18 protein-coding genes are annotated in these 18,264 nt (G+C 72.7%); 14 read left to right on the top strand and 4 right to left on the bottom strand.

What is annotated here, in order from left to right; translation table 11 throughout:
- Positions 1-16 precede the first annotated feature (16 nt).
- The 5 genes from dapA to FGE12_RS19500 are packed head-to-tail and all read left to right on the top strand — an operon-like array spanning position 17 to position 4,415.
- A complete protein-coding gene (gene dapA / locus FGE12_RS19480; protein ID WP_194798102.1) occupies positions 17-898 on the top strand; it encodes a 4-hydroxy-tetrahydrodipicolinate synthase in 882 nt (293 codons plus the stop codon).
- A gap of 37 nt (positions 899-935) precedes the next feature.
- The gene (gene dapB, locus FGE12_RS19485) at positions 936-1,754 is read left to right on the top strand and encodes a 4-hydroxy-tetrahydrodipicolinate reductase (protein WP_153868024.1); all 819 of its coding nucleotides are present in this window, start codon (positions 936-938) and stop codon (positions 1,752-1,754) included.
- Positions 1,751-2,539: a fumarylacetoacetate hydrolase family protein gene (locus FGE12_RS19490; protein ID WP_194798079.1), complete on the top strand. Its 789-nt coding sequence runs from the start codon at positions 1,751-1,753 to the stop codon at positions 2,537-2,539. The genes dapB and FGE12_RS19490 overlap by 4 nt, the downstream gene beginning before the upstream one ends.
- On the top strand, positions 2,536-3,096 hold the full coding sequence (folK, locus tag FGE12_RS19495; protein ID WP_194798080.1) for a 2-amino-4-hydroxy-6-hydroxymethyldihydropteridine diphosphokinase: 561 nt from the start codon (positions 2,536-2,538) through the stop codon (positions 3,094-3,096). Before FGE12_RS19490 ends, folK begins: the two co-directional genes overlap by 4 nt.
- Positions 3,093-4,415: a tetratricopeptide repeat protein gene (locus FGE12_RS19500; RefSeq protein ID WP_153868026.1), complete on the top strand. Its 1,323-nt coding sequence runs from the start codon at positions 3,093-3,095 to the stop codon at positions 4,413-4,415. The genes folK and FGE12_RS19500 overlap by 4 nt, the downstream gene beginning before the upstream one ends.
- A 5-nt stretch (positions 4,416-4,420) precedes the next feature.
- Here the strand turns inward: FGE12_RS19500 and FGE12_RS19505 are convergent, their stop codons facing one another.
- Entirely contained in the window at positions 4,421-5,536 is a 1,116-nt protein-coding gene (locus FGE12_RS19505) for an SIS domain-containing protein (RefSeq protein WP_153868027.1), read from the bottom strand.
- A gap of 157 nt (positions 5,537-5,693) precedes the next feature.
- Between FGE12_RS19505 and fsa the strand changes: the two genes are divergently transcribed.
- The 7 genes from fsa (at position 5,694) to FGE12_RS19540 (ending at position 12,087) form a co-directional block, all read left to right on the top strand.
- Positions 5,694-6,353, top strand: a complete 660-nt coding sequence (gene fsa / locus FGE12_RS19510) for a fructose-6-phosphate aldolase (protein WP_153868028.1) — start codon at positions 5,694-5,696, stop codon at positions 6,351-6,353.
- A gap of 179 nt (positions 6,354-6,532) precedes the next feature.
- On the top strand, positions 6,533-7,330 hold the full coding sequence (locus tag FGE12_RS19515) for an electron transfer flavoprotein subunit beta/FixA family protein (RefSeq protein ID WP_194798081.1): 798 nt from the start codon (positions 6,533-6,535) through the stop codon (positions 7,328-7,330).
- A gap of 40 nt (positions 7,331-7,370) precedes the next feature.
- Complete coding sequence (locus tag FGE12_RS19520) at positions 7,371-8,336, top strand: electron transfer flavoprotein subunit alpha/FixB family protein (protein ID WP_153868029.1); 966 nt, start codon at positions 7,371-7,373, stop codon at positions 8,334-8,336.
- Positions 8,337-8,448: 112 nt separating this feature from the next.
- On the top strand, positions 8,449-9,555 hold the full coding sequence (gene cax / locus FGE12_RS19525) for a calcium/proton exchanger (protein WP_370459074.1): 1,107 nt from the start codon (positions 8,449-8,451) through the stop codon (positions 9,553-9,555).
- A gap of 17 nt (positions 9,556-9,572) precedes the next feature.
- On the top strand, positions 9,573-10,511 hold the full coding sequence (locus FGE12_RS19530; RefSeq protein WP_370459075.1) for a DMT family transporter: 939 nt from the start codon (positions 9,573-9,575) through the stop codon (positions 10,509-10,511).
- Positions 10,512-10,525: 14 nt separating this feature from the next.
- A complete protein-coding gene (locus FGE12_RS19535) occupies positions 10,526-11,500 on the top strand; it encodes an MBL fold metallo-hydrolase (protein ID WP_153868031.1) in 975 nt (324 codons plus the stop codon).
- A gap of 95 nt (positions 11,501-11,595) precedes the next feature.
- On the top strand, positions 11,596-12,087 hold the full coding sequence (locus FGE12_RS19540) for a hypothetical protein (protein ID WP_153868032.1): 492 nt from the start codon (positions 11,596-11,598) through the stop codon (positions 12,085-12,087).
- A 21-nt stretch (positions 12,088-12,108) separates the two neighbouring features.
- Here FGE12_RS19540 and FGE12_RS19545 read toward each other — a convergent pair whose 3' ends face one another.
- A complete protein-coding gene (locus FGE12_RS19545; protein ID WP_153868033.1) occupies positions 12,109-13,089 on the bottom strand; it encodes a YncE family protein in 981 nt (326 codons plus the stop codon).
- 170 nt (positions 13,090-13,259) lie between these two features.
- Here FGE12_RS19545 and FGE12_RS19550 point away from each other — a divergent pair, with 170 nt between their 5' ends.
- Positions 13,260-14,882, top strand: coding sequence for a long-chain-fatty-acid--CoA ligase (locus tag FGE12_RS19550; RefSeq protein ID WP_153868034.1), 1,623 nt, complete (start codon positions 13,260-13,262; stop codon positions 14,880-14,882).
- Positions 14,883-14,931: 49 nt separating this feature from the next.
- Here FGE12_RS19550 and FGE12_RS19555 read toward each other — a convergent pair whose 3' ends face one another.
- A complete protein-coding gene (locus FGE12_RS19555; protein ID WP_153868035.1) occupies positions 14,932-15,144 on the bottom strand; it encodes a hypothetical protein in 213 nt (70 codons plus the stop codon).
- Positions 15,145-15,410: 266 nt separating this feature from the next.
- On the opposite strand from FGE12_RS19555, the gene FGE12_RS19560 reads away from it, so the two are divergent.
- Positions 15,411-17,162, top strand: coding sequence for a hypothetical protein (locus FGE12_RS19560; RefSeq protein WP_153868036.1), 1,752 nt, complete (start codon positions 15,411-15,413; stop codon positions 17,160-17,162).
- 34 nt (positions 17,163-17,196) lie between these two features.
- Here FGE12_RS19560 and FGE12_RS19565 read toward each other — a convergent pair whose 3' ends face one another.
- Positions 17,197-18,261, bottom strand: a complete 1,065-nt coding sequence (locus FGE12_RS19565) for a hypothetical protein (protein ID WP_153868037.1) — start codon at positions 18,259-18,261, stop codon at positions 17,197-17,199.
- Between the last annotated feature and the right edge of the window lie 3 nt (positions 18,262-18,264).

An 18,264-nucleotide genomic window follows, 5' to 3' on the forward strand; every position in this document is an offset into this window, starting at 1 on the left:
AGAGCAGCGCATGGCAATCCGAACCTTCGAAGGGTCGATGACGGCGCTCGCCACCCCGTTCCGCGACGGGGCCCTGGACGAGGCGGCGTTCGCGAAGCTCGTGGAGCAGCAGGTGGCGGGGGGCACGCAGGTGCTCATCCCCATGGGCACCACGGGCGAGAGCGCCACCATGACCCCCGAGGAGCGCCAGCGCGCCATCGCGGTCTGCGTGGCGAGCGCGAAGGGGCGGGTGCCGGTGGTGGCGGGCGCGGGGAGCAACAGCACCCGCGAGGCGATCGACGGGGTCGCCCGCGCGCGCGAGGCCGGCGCGGACGGCGCGCTCATCGTCACGCCCTACTACAACAAGCCCACCCAGGCGGGCCTGGTGGAGCACTTCCGCGCCATCGCGGCCGCGCACCCGGGCTACCCGCTGGTGGCCTACAACGTGCCGGGCCGCACCGGCGTGGACCTGCTGCCGGAGACCTGCCAGCGCCTGTGCGACCTCCCCGAGGTGGTGGCGCTGAAGGAGGCCACGGGCAACGTGGCGCGCACCCTCGACATCGTCGAGAAGTGCGGCGAGCGGCTCACGCTGCTGTCCGGCGACGACTTCACGGTGCTGCCCTTCATCGCCTGCGGCGGCAAGGGCGTCATCTCGGTGTCCAGCAACGTGGCGCCGCGGATGATGGCGGACCTGGTGCAGGCGGCGCGCGGCGGGGACCTCGCCCGCGCGCGCGAGCTGCAGGTGCGCATGAACGCGCTGCACCGCCTGCTCTTCGTGGAGAGCAGCCCCATCCCGGTGAAGTGGGCGCTGCACCTGCTCGGCCTCTTCGGGCCGGAGCTCCGCCTGCCGCTGGTGCAGATGACCGAGCCGAACGCCCAGAAGCTGCAGGCAGAGCTCAAGAAGCTGGGCCTGCTCTGAGCCGGGGCCCTCCCTCGCTCTCCCCGGGAGACCGCACATGATCCGCACCGTCATCACCGGGGTCACCGGCCGCATGGGCAGCACGCTGGTGCGGCTGGTCAACGCCTCGGACACCTTCGAGCTGGTGGGCGCGAGCGACCGCAAGGGCGCGGGGCTCCCGCTGCTGGACGCGGCCCTCGCCGCGCGCCTGGGCTCGCTCGCGACCCCGCTCTCGGACGACCTGGCCAAGGTGCTCGAGGGCGCGCGCCCCCACGTGGTCATCGACTTCACCAGCGCCGAGGCCAGCCTCGTGCACGCGCGCGCCTGCGCGGCCGCCGGGGTCGCGCTGGTGGTGGGCTCCACGGGCTTCAGCGCGGCGCAGCGCGCGGAGCTGGTCGAGCTCGCGCGACGCATCCCCCTGGTGGTCGCGCCCAACATGTCGGTGGGCGTGAACGTGGTCATCCAGGTGGCGGCGCGGCTCGCGCAGCTGCTGGGCGAGGGCTTCGACGTGGAGGTGCTCGAGGCGCACCACCGGATGAAGAAGGACGCGCCCAGCGGCACCGCGCTGAAGCTCGCGGATGCGCTCGCGCAGGCGCTCCAGCGCTCCCCGGGGGACCTGCGCTACGAGCGCAACGGGCAGATCGGTGAGCGCCCCCCGCGCGAGATCGGCGTGCAGACGCTGCGCGGCGGGGACGTGGTGGGCGAGCACACGGTGTTCTTCTACGGAGAGGGCGAGCGCGTGGAGCTCACCCACCGCGCCACCAGCCGCGACCAGTTCGCCAAGGGCGCGCTGCGCGCCGCGGCCTGGGTGGCCCGCCGTCCTCCTGGCCTCTACGACATGGCCGACGTGCTCGGCCTCAAGGAGCTGCTCCCGTGAACACCCCCGCCCGCTACCTGCGCTTCACCCACCCGGAGAGCGGCGAGGCCCTGCACGGCCGGCTCGGCGCGGACGGGCAGGTGCGGGTGCTCTCGGCGGCGCCCTGGCGCAAGGGCGCGGAGACCGGCGAGGTGCTCGCGCTCGAGGGGCTCGCGCTGCTCGTGCCGGCGGACGCCTCCAAGGTGGTCTGCGTGGGCCAGAACTACCGCAAGCACGCGGAGGAGATGGGCAAGCCGGTGCCGGTGGAGCCGCTCATCTTCATCAAGCCGTCCACCGCGCTCAACCCGCACGGCGCCCCCATCCGCATCCCCCGCGTGAGCGAGGAGGTGCACTACGAGGCCGAGCTCGCGCTGGTCATCGGCGAGCGCGTGAGCGGCGCGGACGAGGCCCAGGCCGAGCGCGCCATCTGGGGGCTCACCTGCTTCAACGACGTGACGGCCCGCGACATCCAGCGCAAGGAGATCCAGCACACGCGCGCCAAGGGCTTCGACACCTTCGCCTGCGCGGGGCCCTGGGCGGTCGCGGCGCGCGAGCTGTCGCCGCGAGACCTGCGCGTGGTGTGCCGGGTGAACGGGCAGGTGCGCCAGGACGGGCGCACCTCGGACATGATCTTCAGCCCCGCGCGGCTCGTCTCGTTCATCTCGCAGGGCATGACGCTGCTGCCCGGAGACCTGGTGAGCACCGGCACGCCCTCGGGCGTGGGGAAGCTCGCGGCGGGAGACCGGGTGGAGGTGGAGCTCGAGGGAATCGGGACCCTCTCCAACCCTGTTGAGAAGGGGTTGTGAACCCGACCGACCATAGCGCCGCGTCCGGGCTCGGCTCCGGGCTCGTCTATGTGGGCCTGGGCTCCAACGAGGGCGACCGCGAGGCGCACCTCGTGCGGGCGCTCACCGCGCTCGCGCGCATCGATGCGGTCAGCGTGGTCGCCTGCTCCTCGCTCTACGAGAGCGCGCCGGTGGGTCCGCCCCAGCCGCGCTACCTGAATGCCGCGGTGGCGCTCGCCTGCGACCTCGCCCCGCAGCGGCTGCTCGCCATCCTCCAGCAGATCGAGCGCGACGAGGGGCGCCGGCCCAGCGCCCAGCGCTGGGGCCCGCGGCCGCTGGACCTGGACATCCTCCTGTGGGACGGCGCCGTCGTGGCCGACCCGAACCTCCAGGTCCCGCACCTGGAGCTGCACAAGCGGCGCTTCGCCCTCGAGCCGCTCGCAGAGCTGGCCCCCGAGGTGCTCCACCCGGTCCTGGGAGAGTCGGTGCAGCAGCTGCTGCGGCAGCTCTCGCCCCAGGACGTTCAGCGGCGCGAGGCCACGAGCTGGCCCGAGGCGCCGCCTCCCTCCGAGCAATGACCTCCTCCCTCCTGCTGTCCCTGTACGCGCTCTCCGCCCTCGCCCAGACGCCGCTGCCCAAGGATCACCCCAAGGTGGAGCAGCCCGCCGCGAACGCGCCGCTGCCCGCGGACCACCCGCCGGTGGCCAACGGCGGCCGCCCCGCGCCCACCGCCGAGCAGCTGCTGCAGCAGCTGGACGCGACCCTGGGGCTCAAGGAGCGGGAGAAGTCCTTCGAGATCGCCGCCGCGCTCGGAAAGCTCTACTTCACCAACGGGCGGCCCCAGGACGCGGTGCCCTACTTCGAGCAGGCCGAGGCCAAGGCGAAGGGCGTGCGCGCGCTGTACCTCGCGCAGGTGAAGCGCCTGGGCAAGCGCCCCGTGCCCAGCGCGGAGGAGGCCCGGTGCGGCTTCGGTCCGGACACGGCCCTCGAGGCGATGGCGAGCGCGGCCGAGCAGCGCGCGAAGGCGGGCGATGCGCCGGGCGCCGCGGCCTGCGCGCGCGCGGCGCTCGCGCCCGCGCTCGAGGTGGAGGGCATGCGCGCCAGCGCCCTGGTGCTCGCCGGTGACAGCAAGGCGGCGCTCGCGGCGTACGAGGACGTGCTCGAGGTGGCCCCCACCCACGAGGAGGCCCAGTTCGGCCACGCGGCGCTGCTCTACGAGACCCGCGGCGAGGACCTGAAGGCGCTCGAGAGCGCGCGCAAGGGCTTCGAGGCCTTCCTCGCTGCGCACCCGCAGTCGCCGCGCGCCGCGCTCGCGCGCAAGCTCGGCCAGATGACGCAGCAGACGATCGACGCAGGCGGGCGCAAGAAGTACCTCGCGAGCCGCGCCGAGGACCGCAAGGTGCGCCTGAGCCAGGTGCTCGCCGAGGCGCCGCCCGCGCAGCCGCCCGCCGCGGGCGCGCCGGGCATGGACGGGGCGCCGCCTCCGGACGCGCCGCCCGCGCTGACGAAGGAGATGCTGGACGCGGTGAAGAACACCGAGCGCACGCCGGAGCTCGAGGCGGGGCTCGCGAGGCTGGTGGAGGAGGGCGAGGAGCACCTCGCGCGCGGGCGCTACCAGGAGGCGCTGGGCGCCTACACGCGCGTGATGCCCTTCCAGCCGGACAACGGCCGCGCGCGCGCCGGCATGGCGTGGGCGCTGGTGGGGCTCAAGCGCCCCATGGCCGAGCGCGTGTGGAGCGTGGCGGTGAGCGGGGACCCGGCGGCGGTGGAGAAGCTGGGCGACACGCTCAAGGCCAAGAACGACGCGGCCGGCGCGAAGGCGCTGTGGCAGCGCCTGGACGCGAGCGCCCCGGACTACCCGGGCAAGAAGGGCCTCGAGGCGAAGCTGCGCGAGTAGCCGCGCTAGACGAACTTCGCCGCGAGCAGGTCCTGCACGTCGAGCAGGCCCACGGGCTTGCCCTCGGCGTCCACCACCGGCAGCTGGTCCACGCGCGCTTCCCGCATGCGCGCGGTCGCGGTGAGCACCAGCATCTCCGGCCCGATGAAGCGCGGGTGGCGCGCCATCACCTCGCGCACCGGCACGTCGAAGTCGGTGCGGCCCTGCTCCACGAGGCGGCGCAGATCACCGTCCGTGAAGATGCCCACCAGGCGCCCGCCGCGGTCCACCACGAGCGCGGCGCCGGGGCGGCCCGGGGTGTTGGTCATCACCACCACCACCTCGCTGAGCCGCGCGCTCTCCTTCACCACCGGGTTGCTCTTGCCCGAGCGCATCACCTCGAACACGCGCATCACCGAGCGGCCCAGCTTTCCGCCCGGGTGCAGCAGGGCGTACTCGTCCGGGGTGAACTGGCGGCTCTTGAGCAGCGCCATCGCGAGCGCATCGCCCAGCGCGTGCAGGGCGGCGGTGGAGGCGGTGGGCACGAGCCCCAGGGGGCAGGCCTCGTCGATGCGGCCGATGTCCAGCACCACGTCGCTGCCGCGCGCGAGCGCGCTCTCCGTGTCGCCGGTGAGCGCGATGAGGGGCGTGGCGAGGCGGCGGAAGGAGGGGAGGATGCGCACCAGCTCCTCGGTGGCCCCGCTGTTGGACAGCGCGATGATCACGTCCCCGCGCGCCACGCGGCCCAGGTCGCCGTGCACGGCCTCGGCCGGGTGCAGGTAGAGCGAGCGGATGCCGGTGGAGGCGAGCGTGCTGGAGAGCTTCTGGGCGATGAGGCCCGCCTTGCCCATGCCCGTCACCACCACCTGGCCCTCGCAGCCGCGCACCAGGGCGAGCGCACGCAGGAAGGGCTCGCCCAGCCGCCCCGTGAGCCCGAGGATGGCGCGCGCCTCGGCCTCGAGCACGCCGCGCGCGTAGGCGAGCGTCTCCGCGTCCGTGCTCCGGGCGTCCGTGCTCCCGGCGATGGCGGCCGCCTGCTGCCCACCCTTGCGGGAGGCGCGCGGACGCCGGGGCGCCGGGGCCTGCGAAGGGAGGGCGCGAAGGCGGGGCTTGGGGGTTACATCTTTGGGAGCGCGGGCCATGGTCTGACCGCGGCTTCTACTCCCGCTGGCCGCCCCCCTGCCAGCTTGACGCATGGGGGGGCATCGACTACGGGCACGCCCGGACGCTGGCCGGGCCGGCGCGCCGCGCGCAGCTTTCGTTCTGTTCCGAGTTCCAACCCTCTTCAGGAGCTACCAGATGAAGTTCTTCATCGACACCGCGGACGTGGGCGAGATCCGCAAGGCCTACGACATGGGCTGCGTGGACGGCGTCACCACCAACCCCTCGCTCCTGATGAAGGCCAACCGGCCGCTCGAGGAGACCATCCGCGAGATCTGCTCCATCGTGGACGGCCCGGTGAGCGCCGAGTGCGTGTCGCTCGAGGCGCCCGCGCTCATCGAGGAGGGCCGCGGCCTCGCCAAGATCCACGACAACGTGGTGGTGAAGATCCCCATGGGCGTGGAGGGCATGAAGGCGGTCAAGGCGCTCACCGCCGAGGGCATCAAGACCAACGTCACCCTCTGCTTCAGCGCGAACCAGGCCCTGCTGTGCGCCAAGGCCGGCGCCACCTACGTGAGCCCCTTCGTGGGCCGCCTGGACGACATCGGCCAGGACGGCATGGAGCTCATCGCGCAGATCGTCGAGATCTACCGCAACTACGACTTCAGCACCCAGGTGCTCGTCGCCAGCGTGCGCAACCCCATCCACGTGACCAACGCCGCGCGCCTCGGCGCCGACGTGGCGACCCTGCCCTACAGCGTGATCCAGCAGCTCGCCCAGCACACGCTCACGGACCTCGGCATCAAGAAGTTCCTCGCCGACTGGGAGAAGGTCCCCAAGGCCGCCGCCAAGAAGTAGGCGGAGCGCCCCGGGCCCCGGGTCCTTCTGTTGAGATAGGCAAGGAAAACTGCGCGCTTGGGGCGTTTCTCGTTGCCGCCCCCGGCGCCGGATGCCTATTACTTCGTCCGCGTTTCGTCGCGGTGCGTCATGCGCCGCACCACCTCAAGTCCAGTCTCCGTTTCGAGAGAGGAGTCGCCGTGAAGATCCTCGTCACCGCCAAGCGCGTGGAAGATCCCGAGTCCAAGATCAAGGTGAAGCCGGATGGCTCGGGCATCGTGCAGGAGGGGCTGAAGTACAAGATCAACCCCTTCGACGAGATCGCCGTCGAGGAGGGGCTGCGCCTGGCCGCGAAGCACGGCGGTGAGGTGGTGGTGGTCTCCATCGGGGACAAGGTGGTGCAGGAGCAGCTGCGCCACGCGCTCGCCATGGGCGCGCACCGCGCCGTGTGGGTGAACCACGCGGGCGTGCTGGACCAGATGGCCATCGCCGGGCTGCTGCAGAAGGTGGTGGAGAAGGAGAAGCCGGACCTGGTCATCCTCGGCAAGCAGAGCATCGACGACGACCAGAACCAGGTGGGCCAGTACCTCGCCGAGTTCATGGGCGCGGGCCAGGCGACCTTCGCCTCCAAGGTGGAGAGCCTGGAGAGCGACGCGGAGAAGAGCAAGGCGCCGGCGCTGCAGGTGGGCGCGGACGGCAAGAGCGTGCGCGTGGTGCGCGAGGTGGACAACGGGCTGGAGACGCTCGAGTGCGCGCTGCCGGCGGTGGTCACCACCGACCTGCGCCTGAACCTGCCGCGCTACGCCTCGCTGCCCGGCATCATGAAGGCCAAGAGCAAGCCCATCGAGGAGCTCACCCCCGCCAAGCTCGGCGTGGACGTGACCCCCGTGGTGCAGGTGCTCAAGCTGCAGAGCCCCCCGCCGCGCAAGGCCGGCATCAAGGTGCCGGACGTGCCCGCGCTGGTGGAGAAGCTGCGCAACGAGGCGAAGGCGCTCTAACCCTTTCCAAGATCCTTCCAGGACTCCAGGAGCCACTCCCATGCCGATCGTCCTCATCGTCGCCGAGCAGCAGCCGGACGGGCAGCTGCGCAAGGCCAACCTCCACGCCATCGCCGCGGGCAAGGCGCTCGCCGAGAAGACCGGTGGCGAGCTGCACCTCGCGCTCTTCAGCGCCGACCCGAGCAAGGTGGTCGACGAGCTCAAGGGCTACGGGGCGAAGGTGGTGCACACCAGCACGAACGCCGCCTTCCAGCACTACACCGCCGAGGCCTACGCCCCCACGCTCGCCGCGCTCGCGCAGAGCGTGAAGGCAGACTTCGTGGGCATGGCCTCCACCGCCGTGGGCAAGGACCTGCTGCCGCGCGTGGCCGCCCGCCTCAAGGCCGGCATGGCCACGGACATCATGGCCTTCGGCGGCTCGGGCGCCGACATCACCTTCACCCGCCCCATGTGGGCCGGCAGCGTGATTGCCGACGTGAAGCTCACCAGCCCCGTGAAGCTGTTCACCGTGCGCACCAGCGAGTTCCCGGCGGCCGCGGGCGGCGCCGGCGCCTCCGAGGTCAAGACCTTCGACGCGAAGATCGAGGCCGCGAAGACCAGGTTCGTGGACTTCAAGGAGGTCAAGAGCGCGCGGCCGCAGCTCACCGAGGCCAAGGTGGTGGTCTCCGGTGGCCGCGGCACCAAGGGTGACTTCAAGGAGATCGAGGCGCTCGCCGACGAGCTCGGCGCCGCGGTGGGCGCGAGCCGCGCGGTGTGCGACGCGGGCTGGGTGCCCAACGATCTGCAGGTGGGCCAGACGGGCAAGGTGGTCGCGCCGCAGCTGTACATCGCGGCGGGCATCTCCGGCGCCATCCAGCACCTGGCCGGCATGAAGAGCAGCAAGACCATCGTGGCCATCAACAAGGACCCCGAGGCGCCCATCTTCCAGGTGGCGGACTACGGCCTGGTGGCGGACCTCTTCAAGGTCCTGCCCGAGCTGCGCGCCGCCATCCACGGCAGCAAGTAGTCCGCAGCAGTCCGCAGGAGTCGCACGAGGGCGGCAGAGCTTCCGGAAGGGAGCGCTGGCCGCCCTCGGCGCGTTGTGCGACAAGCGCCGCTTCCGTCCCCGGAGAGTGCCCGTGTCCGCGACCCCCGCCGCCCCTGCCGACCGCATCTTCCTCGCGTTGCTGGTGGTCTCGTTCCCGGCGGCCGTGACGGCGCACTTCCTGGGCGCCGGCACCTGGACCTTCGTGCTCTGCGCCATCGCCCTGGTGCCGCTCGCGCGCCTGATGGGCGAGGCCACCGAGGCCATCAGCCACAAGCTGGGCAGCGGCCTGGGCGGGCTGATGAACGCCTCCTTCGGCAACGCGGCGGAGCTCATCATCGCCATCGCCGCGCTGCGCTCGGGGCACCTGGACGTGGTGCGCGCCTCCATCACCGGCGCCATCCTGGGCAACCTGCTGCTGGTGCTCGGCGCGAGCATCTTCGCCGGCGGCCTGCGCTACCCGCGCCAGACCTTCAACATGACGGCGGCGCTCTCCGGCAGCGCGATGATGTTCCTCGCGCTCACGGCGCTCGCGCTGCCGGACCTGTTCCACGCGTCTCGCGGCAAGGCGGCCGAGCCCGTGCTCTTCCCCATGTCGGTGGCCATCGCCGTGGTGCTGCTGGTGGTGTACGCGCTCAGCCTCGTGTTCTCGCTGCGCACGCACTCGCACCTGTACCAGGGCGGGGACGAGGGCGGGGAGCCCGCGGCGGAAGGGGACCTGGAGCTGGAGGAGGCGCCCGCCTGGGGCACGAAGAAGGCGACCGCCATCCTGCTGCTCTCCACGCTGGGCGTGGTGGTGGTGGCCGAGTTCCTGGTGCACGCGCTGGAGGCGGCCATCGCCACCTTCGGCTTCACCCACACCTTCGTGGGCGTGATCATCATCGCCACGGTGGGCAACGCCGCCGAGCACTCCACCGCGGTGCTGATGGCGCTCAAGAACAAGATGGACCTGGCGTTCAACATCGCCTTCGAGTCCTCGAAGCAGATCGCCCTCTTCGTCGCCCCCGTGCTGGTGCTGCTCTCCATCCCCTTCGGCCAGCACCTCACGCTGGAGTTCAGCCACATGGAGGTGCTGGGCATCGCCATCGGCGTGGGCGGCGCCACGCTCATCGGGCTGGACGGCGAGAGCAACTGGCTGGAGGGCGCGATGCTCATGGCCGTGTACGCGCTGCTCGGCGTCACCTTCTTCTTCATCCCCTGAGCCCGGAGCGCGCCCCCGTGTCCCAGCACGCCGTCGAGCACGAGAGGAGGGGCCGCCTGCAGGCGGACCTCGCGCTCCTGCTCATCACCGCCTTCTGGGGCGTGACCTTCGTGGTGGTGAAGGACGCGCTGGGCCACGCGGACCCCTTCACCTTCCTCGCGTTGCGCTTCGCCACCGGGGCGCTGCTGCTCTCGCTGCTCGCGGGGCGCCAGGTGCTGCAGCCTCAGGCGCTGCGCGCGGGCGGCCTGCTCGCGGTGTTCCTCTTCCTCGGCTTCGCGCTGCAGACGGTGGGGCTCACCAGCACCACCGCGAGCCGCAGCGCCTTCATCACCGGCCTGAGCGTGGTGGGCGTGCCCTTCGTGTCGCTCGTGTTCTTCCGCCGTGTGCCGCGCCTGCCGTCCCTGGTGGGCGTGGTGCTCGCGGTGGCGGGGCTGTGGGCGCTCACCCGGCCGGATGCGGCCGGGGCGGGTGGGGGCCTCACCCGCGGGGACCTCCTCACCGTGGGCTGCGCCGTGGCCTACGCCTTCCACATCGCGTTCACCGAGAAGCTCGCCCCGAAGCAGGGGGTGATGGGCATGGTGGCGGTGCAGCTGTGGGGCGTGGCGCTGCTCTCGGCCCTGTGTGTGCCCTTGCAGCCCGGGGGCCCGCGGGTGGAGTGGACGGGCTCCTTCGTCATGGGCTTCCTCTTCTGCGGCGTCTTCGCGAGCGCCGTGGCCATCAGCGTGCAGACCTGGGGGCAGGCGCGCACCAGCGCGGTGCGCGCGGCGCTCATCTACTCGCTGGAGCCCGTGTTCGCGGCCGCCTACTCGGTGCTCCTGGGCTACGAGCGGCTCGGGGCGCGCGAGGCCCTGGGCGGCGGGCTGATCATGCTCGGCGTCCTGGTCGCCGAGCTGGGGGCCCACCTCCTGGACCGCTTCCGGCCGGGGATGGGGGAGCGTCGGGAGGACGCGGTATAACCCCGGCCGTCCCCATGAGCGTCGAGCTGAAGCGAACCGGCCTGCACCTGACGGGCACCCCCCTGTCCCTGGATGCAATCCGCAAGACCCCCCTGTCCTTCGTCAGCCACGCGCACTCGGATCACATTGCCCGCCACGAGCGCACCATCGCAACGGCGGCCACGCTGCGCCTCATGGCGCACCGGCTCGGCGAGCTGAGCGCGCCCCTGCCCGCGCCCTACAACCGCCCCTTCGAGCTGGGGCCGCTGGTGCTCGAGCTGCTGCCGGCGGGCCACATCCTGGGCAGCGCGCAGCTGCGCGTGACGCGCGCGGATGGCCAGCGCATCGTCTTCACCGGCGACCTGAATCTCGTGCCCAGCCTCACCGCGGAGCGCGCGCAGGTGGCCGAGTGCGACACGCTCATCATCGAGAGCACCTTCGGCCATCCGCGCTACGCCTTCCCGCCGCGCGAGGAGACGCTGGGGCGGGTGGAGGCCTGGGTGCGCGAGCAGCTCGAGCGCGGCGTGACGCCGGTGCTGCTCGGCTACGCGCTGGGCAAGAGCCAGGAGGCGATGAAGTTCCTCGCGGGGCGCGGCTTCAAGCTCGCGGCGCACGCCTCCATCTACGAGGTGGCGGAGCTGTACGCGGAGTTCGGCGTCCCCATCGAGAACCTGCGCAAGTTCAACGGCACCGTGCAGCCGGACGAGGTGGTGTTCTACCCGCCGCACCTCGCGCGCAAGGGAGGGCTCGCGCCCATCTGGCCGCGCGCGACCGCGGTGCTCACCGGCTGGGCGATGGACCCCGGCTGCGCTCTGCGCTACGGCGCGCAGGTGGCCTTCCCCCTGAGCGACCACGCGGACTGCCAGAGCCTCGTGAAGTACGCGAAGGAGACCGGGGCCACGGACGTCATCACGCACCACGGCTTCGCCGAGGAATTGGCCCAGGCGCTCAAGGACGCGGGCGTGGATGCGCGGCCGCTGGGCAAGCCGCAGCAGCTCGCACTGCTGTAGCGCCGGGTCGCGGCGACGCGCCGGTCTCCTCCGCAGAACACGCTCGGCGAAGCGCGGTTGGCCTCCAGGGCATTGTCGAGGATGGTGGGCCGGTCATGTCCCTCTTTTCTCGCAGCGCGCAGCTCGAGGTGCCGCTCGCTCCAGCAGAGGTGCTCGCGCGCCTCGAGGCGGAGCTGCGCGGCGTGCGCGGGCCGATGCTCGAGAGGACCGGGACCCGGATGCCTTCGGGCCAGCGCTGGGTGGGCCACGTGGAGGGCGCCCGCTTCGTCGTGCGGCGCGCGGCCGTGAGCGGGCCGCTCGTGCGCAACCTGCACGCCATCACGCGTGGCCAGGTGGAGGCGACTGCCGGAGGCTCGCGACTGTCGCTCCTCCTTCGGCCCGCGTGGCTCGACTCGCCTCCCTGGACGCCCCTGCTGCTGCTCTCGCTCGGCGGCGTGGGGCTCGCGCTGTGGGACCGCAAGCCCGGGCTGCTCGGCCTCGTGCTGCTGCTCTGGTGCGTGCCGCTCGCGCTCGGTCTGCTCGCGCGGCCGCTGCTGGGCTGGGAGGAGCGGGAGGTGCTCGAGGACCTGCGGCGCCTGCTGAGCTGAGTCCCTTCCGTCCTGACGGCCTCAGCGCGGAAAGCGGACCACCACGAGCCGGCCTCCGCGCGAGTCGGGCACGTAGGCCGTGCCGTCCGCGTCCACCGCAACGTTTCGCCCGCCCTGCGCGGTCGGAGCGCTCGCCACCTTGCGCAGCTCTCCGGCGTGGCTCAGGTCGACGATGGTCAGCGTCGCGGTCTTCCCGCTCGCGACGTAGAGGCGGTGGTGCGCCGCGTCCCAGGCGGGGTTGTCCACGCCGCCGCCCGTCCCCAGCTCCGCGCGAATCGCGCCTGCGTGCGCGGCGTCCAGCAGCTTCACCCGGTCGGTGCACGCGACCGCGAGCTGGCGGTGGGAGGCATCGAAGGCGAGCCCGCGCGGGCCCGCCTCGCCGCAGCCGGGCTTCCACGTGTCGAGCACCCGGCGGGCGCGCGCGTCGATGACCACGGTGCGGTCCGCGTCCTCCAGGTTCGTGTAGACGAGCCCGCGCGCCGCATCCAGCGCGTAGCCCTCCGGCTCTCCTGCGAGCGGCACCCGCGCCACGACGGCAGGGCTAGCCGGATTCTTCACGTCGAGCACCTCCATGGCGTGGGCTTCCGGCAGCGTCACCCACACCTCCTTCGTCGCGGGCACGTACATGACGCCGTCGGGCTGGGAGGCGAGCTTCACGCAGCCCTCGCGCGCGAGCGAGCGCTGCTCCAGGGCGCACACGGTCCAGTCCGCGCGGTTGCCCACGAAGACCGAGCCCTCACCCACGGTGACCGAGCTGAGCCCGACCGTGCGCTCGCCGCGCTTCGCCGTGGGGAAGCTCTCGAGCGCCGTGAGCTTCCCGGTGGTCGTATCCACCACGTCGAGGCGGCCCGTGTTGCCGGCCGGCAACAGCACCCGGTGCGTGGCAGGGTCGAAGGCGAGGTAGTCCATCGCCACGGGCGCCTCGCCCGGGAGGGGAATCGACGTCGGAGCGGAGGGCACCTGGAGTGCGAGGAGCAGCGGCAACGCGAGCAGTTGGGACATGGCGCACCTCGAAGCCCCGGGGGGCACGGGGGAAGGATGGCTCAGCCCGAGGTGCTCGTCATTGGACCTGCGGTCCTCCCCCGCGACTGTCTGTCCGGTGCACATCGCGCACGCCGGCGGTGCGGGACGCCGGGGCCAACGCGCGTACGCTATGGCCCAGGGAGGCTTCCATGCTGGGTCAGATGATGAACGAGCCCCTGCTCATCTCGGGGCAGATCGAGTTCGCGGCGCGCTTCCACGCCGCCACCGAGGTCGTCACCCGCACGGTGGAGGGCCCCATCGCGCGCTCCACCTGGGGGGAGGTGGCCCGCCGCGTGCGCCGGCTCGCGCACGCGCTCGAGCAGCTGGGGGTGAAGCCCGGAGACCGCATCGCCACGCTGGGGTGGAACACGCAGCGCCACCTGGAGCTGTACTTCGCCGTGTCCGGCATCGGCGCGGTGCTGCACACGCTCAACCCGCGCCTGCCGCCGGAGCAGCTGCGCTACATCGTGGACCACGCCGGGGACACGGTGCTGTGCTTCGACACCACCTTCCTCAAGCTCGCCCAGTTCCTCGCGCAGCAGGGCACGGCGCTGCGCCACTTCGTCGCCCTCACGGATGCGGCCCACCTGCCGCAGGGCGTGGGGCTCCCCGAGCTGCGCGACTACGAGGGGCTCCTCGCCGGCCACCCGGACACCTTCCGCTGGCCCCTGCTCGACGAGGGCACGGCCTCCTCGCTCTGCTACACCTCGGGCACCGCGGGCAACCCGAAGGGCGTGCTCTACTCGCACCGCTCCACCGTGCTGCACTCGTACGCCATCTCCATGGCGGACACGCTCGCCATCTCCGCGCAGGACGTGACGCTACCCGTGGTGCCCATGTTCCACGTCAACGCGTGGGGCGTGCCCTACGCGGCGGCGATGACCGGCTCCAAGCTGGTGCTGCCCGGCCCCGGGCTGGATGGCGCGAGTCTGCTCGAGCTCATCGACTCGGAAGGGGTGACGAGCCTGCTCGGCGTGCCCACGGTGTGGCTCGCACTCCTGCAGCACCTGCGCAGCGTGGGCCGGAAGCTCAGCGGCGTGGAGAAGGTCACCATCGACGGCTCCGCGTGTCCTCCGAGCATGATCGAGGCCTTCGAGCGCGAGCACGGCGCCCGCGTCATCCACGCCTGGGGCATGACGGAGATGAGCCCGGTGGGCACCGCGAACGTGCTGCTGCCCAAGCACCGCGCGCTCGCGCCCGAGGCGCAGCTCGCGCTGAAGGCGAAGCAGGGTCGGCCCGTGTTCGGCGTGGACCTGCGGCTCGTGGACGATGCGGGCAACGTGCTGCCGCACGACGGGAGGACCCCCGGCCACCTGCAGGTGCACGGGCCGTGGGTGGCGAGCGCCTACTTCCGGCGCGACCCGGACGAGGCGCACCAGGACGGCTGGTTCTTCACCGGGGACATCGCCACGGTGGACCCGGACGGCTACATGCAGATCACCGACCGCAGCAAGGACGTCATCAAGTCCGGCGGCGAGTGGGTGAGCAGCATCGAGCTGGAGAACGCCGCGATGTCGCATCCCGCGGTGGCCCAGGCGGCCGCCATCGGGGTGCCGCACCCGAAGTGGCAGGAGCGGCCGCTGCTCGTCGTCGTCCGGGCGCCCGGCAAGGAGCTCACCCGCGAGGAGCTCCTGCGCCACCTGGAGACCCGGCTGGTGAAGTGGTGGATGCCGGATGCGGTGGAGTTCGTGGACGCGCTGCCGCTCGGAGGCACCGGAAAGGTGCTCAAGCGCGAGCTGCGCCAGCGCTTCGCGAGCTACGCGCTGGAGTGAGGGGCCCGCTCAGCGCGGCTCTCGACATGTCGGCCGACGCGGCAGGTCGTCAGGGCAGGGAGGCGTCGACGCTGGCGGGGAGGTTCGCGCGCCGCTCGGCGCCGTGACGCGCCGCGCGCGCGGGGCGCTCGGCCAGAGCGCTCGGGAGGGCTTCGGTGGGGGCGAGCTCGGGCATCCGGACGGAGCCCGCGGTCCAGTGCTCCTGCGCACGGTGCGCGAGCCAGCTGCTGGTGCCCAGCGCGGCGAGCCAGACCCCGAGCACGAAAGCGTAGGCGGCGCCCCTCGAGGAGACGACTGCGCGCCACGCGGGAGGGGGACGGGAAGAGGAGAGGGGAGGGTGCACGGGGACACGGACGGGCGAGGGGAGAGGAAATTCGACCGCGTGCAACCTGCGCGAGGTCGATGGCACCCGCTCTAGCGAGCCGCGTGCCAGGCGCAGCCGTGGCTCCGGGGCCGCGAGGTGACGCTCCTGCCGGCGCCGCACGCTTCTCCATGGCCTCGGCGCAGGCAATCACGTCTAATCGGGGAATGAGCGACCTCCGATGGACCCCGCGACTGCTCACACGAGGTGGGCGCGCGCTGGGCGTCCTGCTGCTGCTCGCGTCTGCGTGGGCCGAGGCGGGAACCCTCACGGTCCGGATCCTCGAGCCCGCTGCGAACCAGGTCTCGAACCTGCAGGTCAACCTGAAGGTGAAGGTGGACTCGGAGCTCGCCATCGCGGGCGTCGTAGCGCGCGTGGAGGGCCGCGAGCAGGTGCTCTCGGGCGACATCGCGGGCAACTTCCAGGGCGTCGTCGATGTCGCGGGGCTCGCGTCCGGCCCGCACGCGCTGGAGGTCGTGGCCACCGACGATGCCGGCTCCAGTGCGAGCGCGAGCGTGGGCTTCCGGACCGACCGGGCACCGAGTGTGGAGGTGCTCGCGCCGCTCGAGGGGACGACCTCGCGCGGCACGCTCACGGTGCAGGTGCGCTGCACGGACGACGACCCGACGGGCTGTGCGCGCGTGGGCGCGGTGCTCGAGAGCACGTTCGGACAGCCGCTCGCGGAGGAGGTGGCGCTGCAGCGCTCCAGCGCGGACAGCTCGCGCTTCGAGGGCACGCTCGACACCCGGTCGCTCGACGGCCGCGCGCTGAACCTGAAAGTCACCGCCACGGATGCGGCCGGGCAGCCGGCGGTCGCCTCACGCGCGATCCTCGTCGAGCGCAGCCCCCGCCTCCTCGAGCTCGCGCAGGTGCAGGGTCCCATCCTCGACTTCGACGCGAGCCGCATCCTGTTCCAGGAGCCCGGAGGGCGGATCCTGCTGCTCACGCTGGCCACCCGCACCGCCACGCTGCTCGCCGAGGTGCCGGGAGCTCCGGTGGGGCCTGCGGCGCTCACCGCGAACGGAGCGGTGTTCGCGCTGGGCGAGCAGGCCTTCCAGTGGAGGGGGGGACAGCTGCAGCCGCTCACGGGCCGCCTCGTCGCGGCGAACGCTGGATGGGCGCTGCTGTCTGGGGCGGGCGGTGCGCTGGTGCGGCGCGAGCTCGGCTCGGGCGACGAGGTGCAGCTGGCCTCGAGTGGCACCATGGCGCCCTTCGCGCTGGGGCCGGATGGCGACGCGGTGTTCGCGGAGCAACGCGAGGTGGTGTGGCTCGACGACGGCGTGCGCAAGAGCTTCACCACCTCGGGTGCCGTGCGTCCCGCGGAGCGCGTGGCCACGGACGGCATCAACCTCACGTACACCGCCGAGGGATGGCCGGTCCGCGGCCAGAGCAGCTTCGTCACGACGCTGCAGACGGCGCAGGGCAGCCTCGACGTGCCGTCCTTCCCGGTGAAGCTCGAGCAGGGGTGGGCGGCCTTCAGTCTCCCGGTCGAAAGCGCGTACCAGGTCTTCGTCCGTCCCCCCACCGGAGGCACCCCGGTCCAGGTGAGCCCGCGCTCCAACTCGAGCAGTGTGGATGCCCTGGGCGCGGGCGGCGAGGTGCTGTTCGAGCGGGACGGCCGCCGCTTCATTCCGGTGGCAGGGCAGCCCGAGCGCGAGCTGTCCAGCGCGCTGGGGGTGCCGCGGCTGCGCGAGGGCGAGTGGAGGGTCGCGCTCGGCCGCCACCTCTATCTCCTGCAGACGGGGGCGGAGTTCACCCCTGCGACCGACATCCCCGAGGAGCCGGCCGCTGCGGACGAGGGCCACCACGACGGCTGCAGCGGGGCAGGGGGTGGCCTCGCGCCGTGGCTCGTGCTGCTGACGCTGCTCGCGCTGGGGCGCCCGTCCCTGCGCGCGCGGCGCCTCTCGCAGGAGCGCTGAGGACGGGGCCGCAGCGCGGGCGGGCACGCGGCGCTCAGCCGCGCGCGGTGGCCTCCCAGATGACGGCCACAGGCTCGCCCCGCTCGTCCCCGTTCGCTTCGGGGGCCTTCAGGCGGCGCTGCGCCCAGCCGAAGACGCGCACGCGCTCGCCCTCGACGCGGAGCTCCCGCGCCGTGGAGGTGACGAGCTCGGGCGGGAGCACGCCGTGCAGCTCCACGAAGCTGTCCGCCGTGCCCTGCCAGAGCGCGGCCCGCTCGTAGCACTCGTTCAGGGCCGGCTCACCCTGCGCGTCCGTGTGATGGAGCACGCGCCGCTGCACCACGCCCACCTGGAGGCCGCGCTTGCAGTCCCACGCCGAGGCGCCGACATGTCCTGCAGGGGTGAGGTCCACGCGCGAGTCCGCCGTCCCGTGCCAGAGCACCGCGCGCGTGGCGATGCCGCCCTCGGAGAGAATCCCCACCTGCTGCCCGTCTCCCACGCCCTGCGCGGCCGTCATGGGCCCCTTGCCCGGCGGGGCGAGGTCGACATAGGTGCGCGCCGCCCCGTCCCACAGCGCGGCGCGCGTGAAGGGGATGCCGCCGGTGCTCCCGACGTGCTGCGTGCCATCCGTGGCCGTCACGTTCGCGTCCCACTCGGGCGCAGGCAGCTCCTCGGGCTCCGCACCGCCGCGCCACACCAGCGGCCGGTCGTCCGCGTTCATCTTGCGCTTCCCGTGCCCCACCACCACGTCACCCGCCACGGCCCAGGCCTCTGCGCTCAGCCAGCCCGTCGCCGGGAGCTCCTGGGGCTGAAGGGCGCCCTGTGCATCCGGGCGCCACAGCAGTGCACCGCCCGCGCAGCGTGCGCCGCTGCCCGTCCAGTAGCCCGGCAGCGCGTGGCCTCGCCCCAGGCGCACCCCGACATCGCGCCGCTTGGGCGGCAGGGCGAGCAGCTCGGCGACACCCCCGCGCCAGACGCAGTGCTTGGGGGTGCCGGAGCTGCCGCTGCAGCTGCCCACCGGGAGGTCGCCGCAGAAGCCGAACGGGTAGACGCTGGACGTGCGGGGCAGGCGTGGGAGGGGCAGGACCGAGACGGTCCAGGGCGAGAGCTGGAGGGGCATCCG

The sequence above is a fragment of the Aggregicoccus sp. 17bor-14 genome, from assembly GCF_009659535.1.
In the GTDB taxonomy this organism is placed as follows: Bacteria; Myxococcota; Myxococcia; order Myxococcales; family Myxococcaceae; genus Aggregicoccus.